Source organism: Bifidobacterium myosotis (assembly GCF_002259745.1).
Taxonomy (GTDB): Bacteria; Actinomycetota; Actinomycetes; order Actinomycetales; family Bifidobacteriaceae; genus Bifidobacterium; species Bifidobacterium myosotis.
Genome location: NZ_MWWW01000016.1, coordinates 33,141 through 47,778, shown reverse-complemented (window position 1 = coordinate 47,778; position 14,638 = coordinate 33,141). Strand labels below are relative to the sequence as shown.

Annotated in this window: 8 protein-coding genes, 1 tRNA gene and 3 pseudogenes; 4 read left to right on the top strand and 8 right to left on the bottom strand. The window is 63.3% G+C overall.

The genetic code is table 11. The features are described from left to right. Positions 1–145: 145 nt before the first annotated feature. From htpX to BMYO_RS07785, 6 genes and pseudogenes are all read right to left on the bottom strand, one after another. A complete protein-coding gene (htpX, locus tag BMYO_RS07800) occupies positions 146–1,090 on the bottom strand; it encodes a zinc metalloprotease HtpX (RefSeq protein WP_094667927.1) in 945 nt (314 codons plus the stop codon). A gap of 427 nt (positions 1,091–1,517) precedes the next feature. After that, positions 1,518–2,987 (bottom strand): FAD-dependent oxidoreductase, encoded by a 1,470-nt coding sequence (locus BMYO_RS07795; RefSeq protein ID WP_169834095.1) that lies wholly within the window; start codon positions 2,985–2,987, stop codon positions 1,518–1,520. A gap of 670 nt (positions 2,988–3,657) precedes the next feature. After that, positions 3,658–4,290: pseudogene (locus tag BMYO_RS12630) on the bottom strand (HAD-IC family P-type ATPase); the annotation flags it as partial. 68 nt (positions 4,291–4,358) lie between these two features. Next, positions 4,359–5,478, bottom strand: a pseudogene (locus BMYO_RS12625) (HAD-IC family P-type ATPase); the annotation flags it as partial. Positions 5,479–5,649: 171 nt separating this feature from the next. Next, positions 5,650–6,270 (bottom strand): annotated as a pseudogene (locus BMYO_RS12445) (hypothetical protein); the annotation flags it as partial. A gap of 558 nt (positions 6,271–6,828) precedes the next feature. Beyond that, positions 6,829–8,886, bottom strand: coding sequence for a S1C family serine protease (locus BMYO_RS07785; RefSeq protein WP_094667925.1), 2,058 nt, complete (start codon positions 8,884–8,886; stop codon positions 6,829–6,831). Positions 8,887–9,507: 621 nt separating this feature from the next. On the opposite strand from BMYO_RS07785, the gene tgt reads away from it, so the two are divergent. The 3 genes from tgt (at position 9,508) to trhA (ending at position 12,345) form a co-directional block, all read left to right on the top strand. Beyond that, entirely contained in the window at positions 9,508–10,830 is a 1,323-nt protein-coding gene (gene tgt, locus BMYO_RS07780; RefSeq protein WP_094667924.1) for a tRNA guanosine(34) transglycosylase Tgt, read from the top strand. Between the two features lie 132 nt (positions 10,831–10,962). Further along, positions 10,963–11,045, top strand: a tRNA-Leu gene (locus tag BMYO_RS07775). 442 nt (positions 11,046–11,487) lie between these two features. Next, positions 11,488–12,345 (top strand): PAQR family membrane homeostasis protein TrhA, encoded by an 858-nt coding sequence (trhA, locus tag BMYO_RS07770; protein ID WP_094667989.1) that lies wholly within the window; start codon positions 11,488–11,490, stop codon positions 12,343–12,345. 121 nt (positions 12,346–12,466) lie between these two features. On the opposite strand, the gene BMYO_RS07765 is transcribed toward trhA, so the two are convergent. Both BMYO_RS07765 and BMYO_RS07760 read right to left on the bottom strand, forming a co-directional pair. Beyond that, positions 12,467–12,799: a putative heavy metal-binding protein gene (locus tag BMYO_RS07765; protein WP_094667923.1), complete on the bottom strand. Its 333-nt coding sequence runs from the start codon at positions 12,797–12,799 to the stop codon at positions 12,467–12,469. A gap of 293 nt (positions 12,800–13,092) precedes the next feature. Further along, entirely contained in the window at positions 13,093–13,893 is an 801-nt protein-coding gene (locus BMYO_RS07760; protein ID WP_094667922.1) for a hypothetical protein, read from the bottom strand. A gap of 161 nt (positions 13,894–14,054) precedes the next feature. Between BMYO_RS07760 and BMYO_RS07755 the strand changes: the two genes are divergently transcribed. Further along, positions 14,055–14,471 (top strand): (deoxy)nucleoside triphosphate pyrophosphohydrolase, encoded by a 417-nt coding sequence (locus BMYO_RS07755; RefSeq protein ID WP_094667921.1) that lies wholly within the window; start codon positions 14,055–14,057, stop codon positions 14,469–14,471. Positions 14,472–14,638 lie beyond the last annotated feature (167 nt).

Genomic DNA, 14,638 nt, shown 5'->3' with positions numbered 1-14,638 from the left:
TTTCATCATCACGCCCCGCACGCGTCGTGCAAGCGCCGCGCCCGGCCCGCTATCACTCACTGAAAGCACCGCCGCGGCCGCGCCACCGCAGCACACGGGCGGAATAAGCGCCCCGGCCACCCCGGCAGCGCATCCGCCACTGGAATTACCGCAGCACGCGGGTGGAGTACGCAGGCGCGGAAACCGGCGTGCCGTTCATCTCCTGGGCCATCTGCATCAGGCGCGCGATGCGCTGGTCGGTCGGCGGATGGGTGGAGAAGAGCTTCGAGAATCCCGCGGCGGAGAACGGGTTGGCGATCATCATGGCGGAGACGGACTGGGTGCCGGCGGTCTTGCGCATCGGCGTGGTCTGCGCACCGTAGGAAATCTTGTTGAGCGCGGAGGCGAGGGCTTCGGGGTCGCCGGTCAGCAGGCTGCCATCCTCGTCGGCGTCGTATTCGCGCGTGCGGGAGATGGCCATCTGAATCAAGGATGCGGCGATCGGTGCCAGAATCATACTCAGCAACACACCGATCAATCCCAAACCGCCGGAGCCGCCTTCACGGTCATCGCGCGAGCTGCCGCCGCCGAAGTACATGAGCGAGTAGCCGAGGTAGGTGATCACGGTGGCCATGGCGGAGGCGATGGCGGAGGTCAGAATGTCGTGGTTGTACACATGCATGAGCTCGTGGCCCAGCACGCCGCGCAGTTCGCGAGCGTTGAGAATCTGCAGGATGCCCTGCGTACAGCACACGGCGGCGTGGCGTTCGTTGCGGCCGGTGGCGAAGGCGTTGGGGCTTATGGTCGGCGCGATGTAGATGCGCGGCATCGGCTTGCCGGCTTTGGCGCTCAGTTCGCGCACGATCTGGTAGATTTCGGGGGCCTCCTGCTCGCTGACCTCGCGCGCGCCCATCGAGGCGATGGCGAGCTTGTCGGAGAACCAGTAGGAGAAGAACGTGGTGGCCAGACCGATGACGATATAGATGCCCAACGTCTGGCGACCGCCACCGGTGGCCCACCAAATCAGCATGATGATGCCCCACATCAGGGCGAACAGCAGCGTCGTCTTCAGGCCATTCATATGGCCATGCACCCGTACTTTGGCATCCATGGTTCACACACTAAATTCACTAACTGAGTTTTAGCTGGACGTACGCCGAGGGCTACACCGGGCGCAATGCACCGTGGGAACCGCAGAGTTGCGGCATCAAAGTTACGAAATCAAAGGGGATCGGACAGGACCGCGGCCAATGCGACGCGGCATACGGCACAACATGGCACATGACACACGGCACACGACACAGCTCATGGCACACAGCACAGCACGCGAAACGGGACGAAACGTAAGTTTCAGACGACACCGACTTACGTTTCGTCCCGTTTTTGGATGCCAAAGTGGGACGAAACGTAACACGACCTCGTCGCTGACTTACGTTTCGTCCCGTCCGGGCCAGACACGGCCAGACCAGCCGCGGCCCGGCCACCGACCGGCCAATAAATCAGTCAACCGACCGGCAGAGGCCGGCCGGACGCCCCGATCAGGCGAGGGCGAGCTCACGCATCTGGTCTGGCTCGATGACCTTCTTGTGCTCGCGACCTTCCTTCGCACCCTCGGCGCGCTCGAAGGCGTCCACCTTCTTCCAACCGGCGAAGTCGATCGGCCTGATGCCGCGCTCGGCAAGCAGTCGATCGATGGATTCGGGGTCACGGTCCTCGGCCACGCGACCGCCCTCGGCGGCCTTGGCCAGATCCTCGAGCATGTTGGTCACGATGGCGAGCGCGTCGGACTTGGTGGAGCCAATCAGACCGACCGGGCCGCGCTTGGCCCAGCCAGTGGCGTACAGGCGTTCGCGCACTTCGCCGCCATCAGCCTCGGTGGTGATGCGGCCGTCACCGTTCGCGTTGGCGAGGTGCGCGCCGTGCTCGTCGTAGGCGATGCCGGGCGCCTCGGCCGGCTTGTATCCGATCGCGTGGTAGACGGCCTCGACCGGATAGTCAGTGAACTCGCCGGTGCGGTGCATCTTGCCGTCGGCGCCGGTTTCGGTGCGCTCGACGCGAATGGCCTTGACCTTGCCGTCCTCGCCCAGGATCTCGGTGGGAGCGGAGTTGAAGTGGATGTAGTACTTGCGGTCGGCCGGGTTGCCTTCGAAGTCCACGTCGCCGTCGTCTTCCATGTCCTCGGCCATCTCGCGCACGGCGAACAACTCCTCGACCATCTGGCGGGTGAGCTTGTCCTTGCCGGCCACCTCGATGGTCTCATCGTCCAGGTCGAAGTCGTCCTCGTTGATGATGAGCTGCACGCCGGGCAGCTTCTCCATCTCGCGCAGCTCCTGCACGCTGAACTTGGCCTGAGCCACGCCACGGCGGATGAACAAGTGCAGCACCTTGGCCTTGTTCTTGCCGATGCCCTCGTACACGTTGTCCGGAATGTCGGTCTTGGCCTTGAGGTCGTCGGCGTTGCGCATGAGCTCGCGCGCGACGTCCATGGCCACGTTGCCGCCGCCAATCACGGCGACGTTCTCGGCAGTGAGCGGCCATTCGCGGGCGCCGGTGGGATAGCCGTCGTACCATTCCACGAACTTGGCCGCGCCGTAGACGCCATCGAGGTCGGCGCCGGGCAGGTTGAGCGGCTTGTCCTTGACGGCGCCGGTGGCGAAGAGCACGGCGTCGTAGCGAGCGAGCAGGTCGTCGAGGGTGACGTCCTTGCCGAACTCCACGTCGCAGTAGAGGTGGATGTCCGGGTTGTCGAGCGTCTTCTCGAGCGCGGAGGCGATGAACTTGATGGACGGGTGGTCCGGGGCCACGCCGTAGCGGACCAGGCCGAACGGCACCGGCAGCTTTTCGAACAGGTCGATGCGGGCTTCGGTGCCGACGCCCAGCTCGTCGCCCAGTTTCTTGAGCTGGCGCAGGAAGATGTCGGAGGAGTAGACGCCGGCCGGACCGGCGCCGATCACGGCGATGCGGAGTTCGTTCGCGGTGTTTGCAGCAGTATTCGAAGATTCAGTCACGCGCTCTAGCGTAACGCAAAGCCTTCCGTTGCAACAGGGGGCAAGCAGTGGGAATTCTTCGTGTTTGGCCATAGACGGCGTGCTTGGCAAGGCGCGCTTGGTTAGGCACGATTGACGAGGCGCGATTGACGACGGGTACGAGCCAGTAACTCATGAACACCCAATTCACAGGCAGCTCGCGCTTGATGCTCCTATTGGTCCGTCTCTTAAATAATTGAGGGTTTCAGCTTTTCTCTTCCCCAGTCAGCTTCGCTGACAGCCCCCTCATCAGAGAAGGCCGATACCAATCAAACAATTGCGAGACAAACCACTCTGTTCATTCATTTGGTAGATTCGACGTTCACTTGGCAGGTATCCACCTGAACCGTCCATTGAAATGGCGGGGTTTCAGCGGCCGCTCGGCCATGGCACTTACCAAACGATTGGGCAATCCACCAAATGGGTGATTCTGGCACAGGGCCCCTTCGCATCTCAGCGAAGTCACGGCCCCAACAAGATGAACTGTAGGATTATGGGCGTCGCTAATGTCAGATTATGGCTTTCCCTAATGTAGGATTATGGACTTTTCTAATGTAGGATTGCGGTTTTCCTCCCTAGCTGCACCGTGAATCCTTGCACCAGGTGTCGGCCAGTGCAAGGATTCACGGACGACGCCATAGCACCGCCCGCATTACTCCCGGTCGAGGACGGCGGTGAGCGCCCAGAGGATGCTCACCACGTCGATGGCCTCCTGGAGGAATGCGCCCGCGACGACCGGAATCAGGTTGAAGGCGGCGGCGATCATGCCGAGCACGGCGAGCGCGAGACCCGCAACCACAGCCTGCAACATGACGCGCTTGGTGCGGCGGGCGATGGCGATGGCGCGTGGCACGGCGGCGATGTCGTCGTTCATGATGACCACCTGAGCGCTTTCCGAAGCGGCGGTGGAGGTGCCGTCGGTCATGGCCACGCCGAGGTCGGCCACGGCGAGCACCGGCGCATCGTTCACGCCGTCGCCGACCATCATCGTGACGGTTCCGCTGCCGCCGGCCGCTGCCTTGACCGCGGCCACCTTGTCCTCCGGGAACAGCTCGGCGTGGACCTCGTCGATGCCGACCTCGCGCGCGATGATCTCGGCCGAAGCGCGCTTGTCGCCGGTGAGCATCGCCAGCTTGGCGACGCCCAGACGGTGCAGCGAGTCCAGCGCGGCCTTGGCATTGACGCGCGGCACGTCACGCAGCACGATACGCGCGATCAGCTGGCCATCCACCGACACGTAGGAGGCCATCTCATCCGGCTGCAACCGGCCGAAGCGCGTGCGCAACGATTCGCCGCCCTCCTCGGCACCCCCTTGCAAGGGGATCCGGCCACGAAGCGGACTGAGGGGGTTGGCCGTCAGGAACCCATCATCCCGCGCCGCGGCAAACGACAGTCGTCCGACGCGCACCATGTGCCCGTTGACCTCGCCGGACACGCCCTTGCCCGCATCCTCCTGCACGTTCTTCACCACCGGATAATCGCGGCCGTGGCCCGACCAGCTGGCCTCCGGTTCCGGGCAGAGCCGCTGGCCGTCCTCATAGCGCTTGCGCAACCGCTCCATCGCCGCGGCGCCGGCCTTGGCGATGCCTTTGGACAGGATATGCACGGAATAGCTCTCCACCACGCCGGCGAACATCAGCACATGATCCTCATCCAAACGCAGGAGGTGGCCAGACGGCACGGCACCGCTGGCCCGCGACGCGGGAACGCTCGGAACGGCACCGGCCGAACCGGAAGAAACCAAACCGAACGAAACCGAATCAAGGGAAACCGAACCAGGGGCCACCGAATCAAGGGAAACCGAACCGGCAGAAGAAATCCCGTCGCACGGCTGCGCGACCACCGCTTCGGGCAGCATCTCCACACGCACCACCTGCGGTTGTTTGACGGTCAGCGTGCCGGTCTTGTCGAAGAACACCTGCGTGACTTTGCCGAGGTTCTCCAGCACGTCCTGGGTCTTGATGAGCACGCCGGCCGCCGCAAGCCGCCCGGTTCCGGCGATGTACGCCACGGGGGCGGCGATGAGCAGCGGGCAGGGCGTGGCAAGCACCAGCACCTGCGCGAAGCGGGTCGGCACACCGGACACGGCCCACGCCACGGCCGCAATCACCAAGGAGAGCACGGTGAACGGCACGGCGAGCCGGTCCGCGGTCCGCACCACGGCCGGGCGTGACTCCTGCGCGGAATGCACCAGCGCCAGAATGCGCTGGTACTGCGAGTCGGCGGCGGCCTGCGTGGCCCGCATGGTCAGCGCCGTCGAACCGTTGACCGCGCCGGACATCACGCGCGCACCGGCGAACACCTCACGCGGCACCGGCTCGCCGTTGATGGCGCTCAGATCCAGCGTGGCAACGCCGGAAAGCAACTCGCCATCGACCGGCACGGTTTCGCCGGGCAGCACCATGAGCACGTCGCCCGGCCTGACCTGTTCTACCGGCAACGTATCGAAATGATGGGCCGTGGCAACGGCGGCCAGAGTCGCCGATCGCATGGCTTTATCCGCCTTGATGACTACGGAATCACAGTCTTCGGGACTGCGGCCGGTGATGGCGCAGGCATCCGGCCGGTCTTCGGCGCGCAGCCGTCGCCCGGTCTGCGGCACCGGCCGAACAGCAGGTCGTTCCGCCCGTAGCGGGGAAGCCACGCTCGCGGACACGCGGCGGAATCCGCCCTGCGCGGCGGTACCGTCACCACCGGCATCCCCCACGCCCTGCGCATCGTCCCCGCCATCCGTCGTGCCACGCCCCACACCGGGCAGGTTCACTACGTGGGCGGTGCGCGGCGCCGCCTCGACCAGCGCGGTCAGGTTGCGCTCGGCCTTGCTTTGGGCGTACTCCTCGATGGCCTCGCCGGACGTGATCATCAGGGTCACGGCCCACGCCGCCCAATATTCATGGACCGCCACGGTGGAGAGCATCGCCATCACCGCGAGCAAATCGACGCCCACCTGACCGTGCCGCAGGTCATCAATCATGCCGCGCACCGTGTCGATCACGATGATGAGCACGAGCACGATGGTAATCCACTGTCCCACGCCGGGGTCGCCAAGCACCGGGATATGCAAGACGCCGTTCGCCGCCCCACCGGCGGACGATGCCACGGCACCTGGGGAGGCCATGCTGCCCCACGGACGCCAATCGCCGAGCAACGCCAACGGGATGGCCGAGAGCACCACTACGGGAAGCATCGGCACCAGCCGGCAGACGCGGATTGCGGCGGCGAGGATTCGCCTGAAGAATCTGAAGAGACCGATGAGATCGCTCATCACTGCTCCTTACGATCGTATACGGAGCCCATCGCGGCGGCATTGCGGGTATACGTGCGTGGCCTGCCGTGATCGGCACTGTGGTCACGCCTTGTTAACCCATCGGCGTCTGTGCCGGACCCGTTGCGAGCCCCGCGCGACCTTCCGATACACGGCGTAAAGAATCGGTATTCAGTTATTGCAAACTCTTGCATCTCCTATGGTGCCGGATATATGGGACTTTCGTCGCATCGCGAGTCGAGCCGCGCGGAAGATGATCCCAGCCGCGCAAGCCGCAATCAGCGTGCTTGCCGGCGAACGGCCAAGCAGCGCGGAGAAACGCGGCGGCGCAAGCCCATATCGCGCAGGGCGCGGCGGCAACCGTACGAACCGTACGACGCATAACAAAAGGACCGTGGGAGCTCACCCTCCACGGTCCTTCGATTGTCCGACATGGCGCTCGGCGGCGACCGTCCAGCGTCATGTGACGTATTTTCAGTTATGCAAGTTCCGGCACTGCTCGCTTATCGGTCAGGCACTGCCCCGGCCAGCTCGGCCCAGCCTCACCGGAACTTGGGTTTACCAGAGGCCGAACGGGTCGGAGAAGCCGCCGTCGTCACCGGTGCCGCCATCGCTGTTGCCGTTACCGTTACCGTTGGAGCCATTGCCGTAGCCGTTCTGACCATTGCCATTCTGGTTGTTCTGGCTGTTACCGTTCGTGTTGGAGCTGGACGAGCCGTTCACGGAGGCCTCCTCCTGATCAAGCGTGACGTCCACATCCATGGTCTTGCCGTCGCGCACGATGGTGAGGGTCACCTTGTCGCCGAGAGCGGCGGCGCGCACGTAACCAAGCAGCGAGTAGTTGTTGTTGACGGCGTTGCCGTTGAAGGCCACGATCGTGTCGTCGGCCTTGAGACCGGCCTTGGCCGCGGGGCTGCCGGAGACGACCGCCGAACCGCCGGTGGACGGGGTGGTGATCTTCGCGCCGCCGCGGGTCACGCCATCGGCCTCGACGGTGGCCGAGGAAATGGTGACGCCGAGGGCCACATGCTTGACCGCGCCGTCCTTGATGATCTCATCGGCCACGCGCTTGACGAGGTTCGACGGGATGGCGAAGCCGATGCCGATCGAGCCAGCCGAGTCGGAGGAGGTGGCGGTGGAGGCAATGGACGAGTTGATGCCGATCACCTGGCCGGCGCCGTTGAAGGTCGGGCCGCCGGAGTTGCCGGGGTTGATGGCCGCGTCGATCTGGACGGCGTTGGTGACGATCTCGTTGTTGTTGTCGTCGGTCACGGTCACCGGGCGATTGAGGGCGGAGACGATGCCGGTGGTGGCGGTGTCGTCATAGCCGAGCGGGTTGCCGATGGCCATCACGTTCTCGCCCACCGCGAGCTTGTCGGAATCGGCGAAGGTCACGGCCTTGAGGTCGCTCGGCGGGTTGTCGAGCTTGATCACGGCGAGGTCGGTGGTGGTGTCGGTGCCCACGAGGGTGGCGCTGTAGACGTTGCCGTTGGCGAGCGTCACCTGAATCTGCTGGGCGCCGGAAATCACATGGTTGTTGGTGACGATGTGTCCGTCGGTGTCGATGATCGCGCCGGAGCCCTTGGCGGTGCCGTTGCTCAGCTGGGTCTGGATGGAGACCACGGAGTCGGAGACGCTGGAGGCCACGGAGGTCCAGTCGACGGCCTCGCCGCTCTTGGCGGTGGCCGTGCCGGAGCCGGACTTGTTCGAGCTCACGCTGGTCAGCGAGCTGGTGGTCGGCACCTTGACCAGGCCGCTGGTGAGGGCGCCATAGCCGAGGCCGAGGCACAGGGCGGAAGCCACCACGGCCGCGATCACGGCGGTGAGGACGTAACCGGCAGCCTTGGGCTTGCCCGCGGCGACCGGGCCGTTGCCGGGCTGGCCGGGCTGACCCGGCTGCATCGGGTTCTGGCCGTTCGGGGTGCCGGGCTGGCCGGGCGCGCCGTTGCCCACGAACATGCCGCCGGGGTTCTGGCCATTGGGGGTGGTGAACGGGTTGCCGTTGTTGGCGCCGGCGTTGTTGGCATTACCGCTGTGGCCGTTCTGGGAGCCGGCCGGCGCGAACGGGTTGCCGTTGCTGCTGGGCTGCGGGTTGTTGGTGAAGTACGGGTTGCGGTTGCCGGGCTGGCCCTGCGGGGTCTGTGCGGCGTTGTTGCCGCCGAACGGGAAATGGAAGCCGTTCTGCTGACCGGACTGGGGATTCTGGGCGTTCGTGCTCTGAGGGGTCGCGGCGTTCTGCGTGGGTACCGGGCCATAGGCGCCGTATTCCGGGGCCGGGCGGTACAGCGGGGCCGTAGGCGCGGTCTGGGTGTCCTGCCCGGCGGCGGGCGCGGCCGGCGTAGTGGATGCGGTCGGTGCGCTCGGAGTGGTCGGCGCGTTGGAGACCACAGTGCTCTCGCCCTTGGCGGAAGCATAGTCCGGGATGGGCTCGGTGACCGCGGTCTGGGCGGGCTCCTGCTCGGTCGGCTCGCCGGCGTTGGAGGTGCCGGAAATGTTGGACATGGACGGGGTGGGCACGGGAGTCGTGTGCTCACCGGTCGAGGCCGTGGAGGTCTCATGCGCGTCATTACCGTGCGGGGTCTGGTCGACGCCCTGCGGGTTGAATTCGTCAGCCATTGCTGCTCCTTTGTGGATGTGTTCGTTACGTCTCTTGGCCTCGGGACCGCGCCTATCGTATCGGCCGCCCGATGCCTTTCGTGCTCTACCCTGTAGTAAAGGCAGTCAATCTGGAGGTTTTCTGAACGTTCATTGAAAGTCTATGAGTAATCTCCGAGGAGTCTTATGGGCAACGTGGCATGGCGCGCTCAATGCGGGGAATCAGGCAGCCGTTCCCGGCATACTACGGGTATCCCCGCGCATGGCGCGCGCCTTCTCCGGGCCTTTTTCAATTCCGCGGTCCGTGAACGCCGCCGGGAGCGTCTCACTCGCTCCCCATCCGTGCCCCATCTGCGCCATGGACAGGTACCTGTTCAGACAATCAACCAGGCAAAAACGCCTTTCTCCGTTGCGAGGGGTACATTCCGCACTGTGCGGACAGCTATCTGCTTTGCAAGGGGTACCTCGAATGGCTTACCCAAGGTATTGAACGCCCAATGTCTATGTCATTCCGCCGTTTTGACAGGTTCGCTACTTGGGCAGGTACCCCTTGCAAAGCAGATAGCTGTCCGGGAAAGCGGAAATGTACCCCTTGCAACCGAGTTATTCACAATTTCCCGCCCTTTTGCCTAAAGTGAACGTATGACGACGAGCCAAACAAGCCTTCTTGAGCATCCTCTCGGCGCCGAACCGGGCAAGCCCGGCGATCGAGGCGCCTTCCACTTCGAAACCATCACACGTCTGCCCTCCACCGCGAACGGTCTGGGCCACGACGGAGCGCGGTACGGCCGCACCGGCATCATCCACACGCCGCACGGCGACATCCGCACTCCCGCGTTCGTGCCGGTGGGCACGCAGGCCGCAATGAAGGCCGTACTGCCCGAGTCGATGAAGGCGCTCGGGGCACAATGCCTGCTGGCCAACGCCTTCCACCTGTTCGAGCGCCCCGGCGAGGACGTGCTGGACGCCGCCGGTGGCCTCGCCCGCTTCATGCATTGGGATGGACCGACGTTCACCGATTCCGGCGGCTTCCAGGTCATGTCGCTGGGCGTCGGATTCAAGAAGACGCTCGCGATGGATGTGACCGGCATGAAGTCGGACGACATCATCGCCAAGGGCAAGGAACGCATGGCGTGGGTGGACGAGGATGGCGTGACGTTCAAGTCGCCGCTGAACGGCGATTCGCACCGCTTCTCCGCCGAGATCTCCATGGGCATCCAGCACAAGCTGGGCGCGGATATCATGTTCGCGTTCGACGAGCTCACCACGCTGATGAACACGAGGTCGTATCAGGAGGATTCGGTGGAGCGCACGTTCCGCTGGGCCAAGCGCTGCGTGGCCGAGCACGAGCGCCTGACCGCGGAACGAGTGGGCAAGCCGTATCAGGCGCTGTACGGCGTGGTGCAAGGCGCGAACTACGAGGACCTGCGCCGGAAAGCCGCCGCGCAGATCGCCTCGCTCGACTTCGACGGTGTAGGCATCGGCGGCGCGATCGAGAAGCGCATCATCGGCGACACCTGCGCGTGGATCTGCGATGCCATGCCGGAAAGCCGCCCGCGTCACGTTCTGGGCATCGCCTCGGTGGATGACATCTTCGCATGCGTGGAGAACGGCGGCGACACGTTCGACTGCGTGGCGCCCGCGCGCTGTGCTCGCAACGGCGCCATTTTCACGCGTAACGGCCGATACAACATCAAGCGCGCGGAGAACAAGTTCAACTTCGGGCCTTTGGAAGAGGGCTGCGACTGCTACACATGCAGCAACTACTCCCGCGCCTATGTGGATCACCTGTTGCGCGCCCGTGAGTTCAACGGGTTCACGCTGGCCACGATTCACAACGAGCACTTCTTCGTGAAGTTGCTGGACGACATCCGCGCCTCGATCGACGGCGGATACTTCGACGAGTTCCGCGACGAGACGCTGGCGCATTTCTACGGCAACGGCACACGCAAGCCGGGGCTGTAAGTATGAGGGGCGCATGGCGATGGCAGCGCTTTTCACGCCATCGCCATGCGCCGACAATCATCGACACACCCAAACCGCGACACGCCGACGATTGCGCAATCCCGGGTCCGGGTGTAAGTTAGTCGATTGTCTGCGAGTGTGGCGGAATGGTAGACGCGCTGTCTTCAGGTGGCAGTGAGTGTATGCTCGTGGGGGTTCAACTCCCCCCACTCGCACGCAGATGAAAACCTCGGAACTGTTGAAATATCAACGGTTCCGAGGTTTTTTCATATGCCGACACAGGAAAATATGCCGGAGAATATGCCGTTTTCAGACTCCCGCATCCGAGAGCATGCTTCAGCTATGACTCACTATTCAATCCCACTGAGTTGGACGGAACAGCAGCGTCTGCACCAATCCGCAACCATGCTGTCAGCGTCCGAATCCCGGTAGTGATCACCGCCGCCCACGATCTCATGCCCGCACGGCTCGAACAGCAGCGTCTGCACGCCGACCAGATCGTCCGTCGTATGCCGCCGAGCCTAGCCACAACCATTCTCGCTGCAATTCACGCGAGCGCGAACGTCACACATCCGAGACCCCGGCCGCCTATACTTGGTTACGGTAGCGTAAGTTAATGGCCGGCCAAGCGACGCCGGCCACACCGAGGTGATGAACATGAGCGTTTCCACCAGCGCACCGGCCACGCGGACAATGGCTTCCGGCACATCGGTCGCGCCTTCTGCGTCCGCAAACCAAAGGAGCCGTGCGCGAACGGACGCCGCCGCTTTGGCGCGTGCCGCAGCGCATTACCGGGACGCACGCGACCGTTACCGTCAGGCCAAAGCGGCCCTGAAAGCGGCTAGGCGTCAGATCGTCCCCGTCGACGCGTTCGGCAATCGCAAGCCCCGCCTGCGCGGATGGCTGCACCTCATCACTTTGCCGCTGTGCATTGCGGCGTCCATCGTACTGATCTGCATCGCGCCGGCCGGTCCCGTCAAAGCGGCCTGCGCGGTGTATGGCGCCTCGGCAATACTGCTGTTCGGCAACAGCGCGCTGCTGCACGTCGTATCCTGGCACAGCGCGAAGGTGACCCGCGTGCTGTGCGGCATCGATTACTCGAACATCTTCCTCATCATCGCCGGGACCAATACGCCCGTGCTGTTCGCGCTCAGTCCGGCGATCCGGAGGCCGTACCTCACGGTGATCTGGGTGACCGCCGCAATCGGCACGATACTGCATATCGTCTGGCTTCAGGCCCCGAACTGGGTGTTCACCACCGTCTACGTGGTGCTGGGACTGGCTCCGGTGACGCTCATCCCGCAGTTATGGACGGCGCCCGCGGTGGGTCCGGCGGCGACCATACTCATCGCCTGCGGCGGCGCGGCGTATATCGCCGGCGCCGTATGCTTCGCACTGCGCAAGCCGAATCCCATTCCCGGATGGTTCGAGTTTCACGAGGTGTTTCATGTGGGCACGATAGTCGGGTATACATGTCACGTTGTGGCGATTTATCTGATTGTGTGCGCGTTGTAGACCTTCTCTTAGCGCATCTTAGGCGTCTGAGCAGGCGCGCGCATCATGCAACGACACGCAGATCGGGGTACGCGCCGTTACCATGCCGAGCCTCGGCGACGAACCTCGGCAAACGTACGAATCAGCCCCTGCGCGCGAGCTGCACGGCGGTGCCGGACGCGGTGACCATCAGCATGGAACCGTCCGTGCCGAGCACCTCGTAATCGACGTCCACGCCGACCACCGCGTGCGCACCCAGCGCCTCGGCGCGCTGCTGCATCTCGGCGATGGCCTCGTTGCGGGCGTTGGTCAGCTCCTCCTCATAACCCTGGCTGCGTCCGCCGAACATGTTGCGGAACCCTGCGCCGATGTCCTTGAACATGTTCACGCCGGCGACCACCTCGCCGAACACGATGCCCTGATAGTTGGTGATGACATATCCGTCCACGGACGGCGTGGTGGTGACGAGAATCATGGCCGGTCTCCTTTGGCTTGGCATGTGGCGTGACGTCTCCTGACGTCTTCCGCGCATATCGCGAAAATGCCCTCACCTCATATGCTACTCGGAGAAACCCGCCCAAGTGCGGTCCGGCTATGCTTTGCGCATCAATCGCTGAGTCAATCAAGGACTTTCGAGGGATGTGGCCTGACTTTTCCGGTCATACTAGTAAAAGTCCACACTTCTGAGGCACTTTTACTAGTATGGTCGGAAAAGTCGTTGGCGGACGACGCTGCGCCCGGCACCTATGTTCGATACGGTCACCGCGTTTACCGCACTTCAGCATCCACCCATGCAATCGCGTAGTCGAACGCCGACCGTGCCGCTTGGAATCGTTGCCGATACTCGGTCCCGGGTATATCAAGCGGTGCATCACGCCAATCGAAGCGTGCGGGAATACCCCAAGGACGACACTGCTCGAATGCCTGCATGATCCACGTATCTCCGCGATATTCGACACGGACCGTCCGGCTCGGATTGCGCGTTGAAACGAACACAGCATATCCCGCACATTCGATTACATCGACGTCAGGGTGCCTATATAGCGCGTAATTGAGCCCATCGTCCGCAGCATGCTCCACATCCTGCTCGGCTTTTTGACGCCGCAACATCTCGCCCGGCGTGAACGTGCATGACCTTGCATAGTCGATCGGCTGCGCATCTGTGAAACAGCATTCATTCCCATCACCGTCAGCAATGCTGCGCTCCAACAAGCAATCCACGACCTCAGGAAGCTCCCAATACGTTGTCGTCCACACATCTGCATTGCGGTTCTTCCACAGCATATAATGTGTTTGCTCTTCGCCAAGAATCCTCTCGAAGGCCGCCATCGAGATGAACGTCGTAGCATCCAGCTGGTAGCACCAGTCAAGAGGATAGATTTCACGTCGCTCATATTGCTTGCGCGCTTCGGCCTCCACTCGCTTGTCTAATTCATGCATCTGTTGCTCGACCCTTTCCCAGGATGGGAAAGCAATTTCGTATTGGAATCCAGCCTCGCCACAGGTTCTCTCTCGTCGTCGTCCACTCGCCATATAGGCCCGCTCATCAAGTCGCTGTACGTTCGTCATCGCTATCTCCTCTGCCATTCAATCCACAGACGCCAGAGCATCCCCAAAGCGCCCGCATTCCAACGATTTCCAACGCTGTTCATTGAATCAGGATCGGCCCTGCAAAACCGCCGTGGATCGTGGATCGATAGTGGATCTTGCGGCGAGGTATCCTGGGCAGCATGAAGCCGGAAACCAAGATCATCAACGTCGTCGGAGCCGCCATCGTCAAAGACGGGACCGTACTATGCGCCCAGCGTGGCCCCGGCAAATCACTGAGCGGCTATTGGGAGTTTCCCGGCGGCAAAATCGAGGCTCACGAAACCGCACGCGAGGCATTGCGCCGCGAAATCGAAGAGGAACTGCTGTGCGAGGTCGACGTCGCGGATGAGGTGTGCACCAGCGAGTACCACTATGACTTCGGCACCGTGCGCCTCACCACATTCGTTTGCCATCTGACTTCCGGCACCCCAAGGCTGACCGAGCATACGGATATCCGCTGGCTCGTGCCATCCGCAATGCCTGAACTCGACTGGGCGCCGGTTGACCGGGAAGCCGTGGCGATACTCGCCACAGGAATGCTTCACGTGAAACATTGACGGGCACGACTCTTCCGCCCAGCACCCCGACCGGCTCCGACTGACTCCGTACGACCAAACCTGACCAGCCGACCACATTCCCTGCACGTTCGAAAGCGATGAGACATGGAACCGTCCAGTACCCAGGTCATAGCAGCATCGGCCTTCCCGGCTTCTGCGGCATCCCC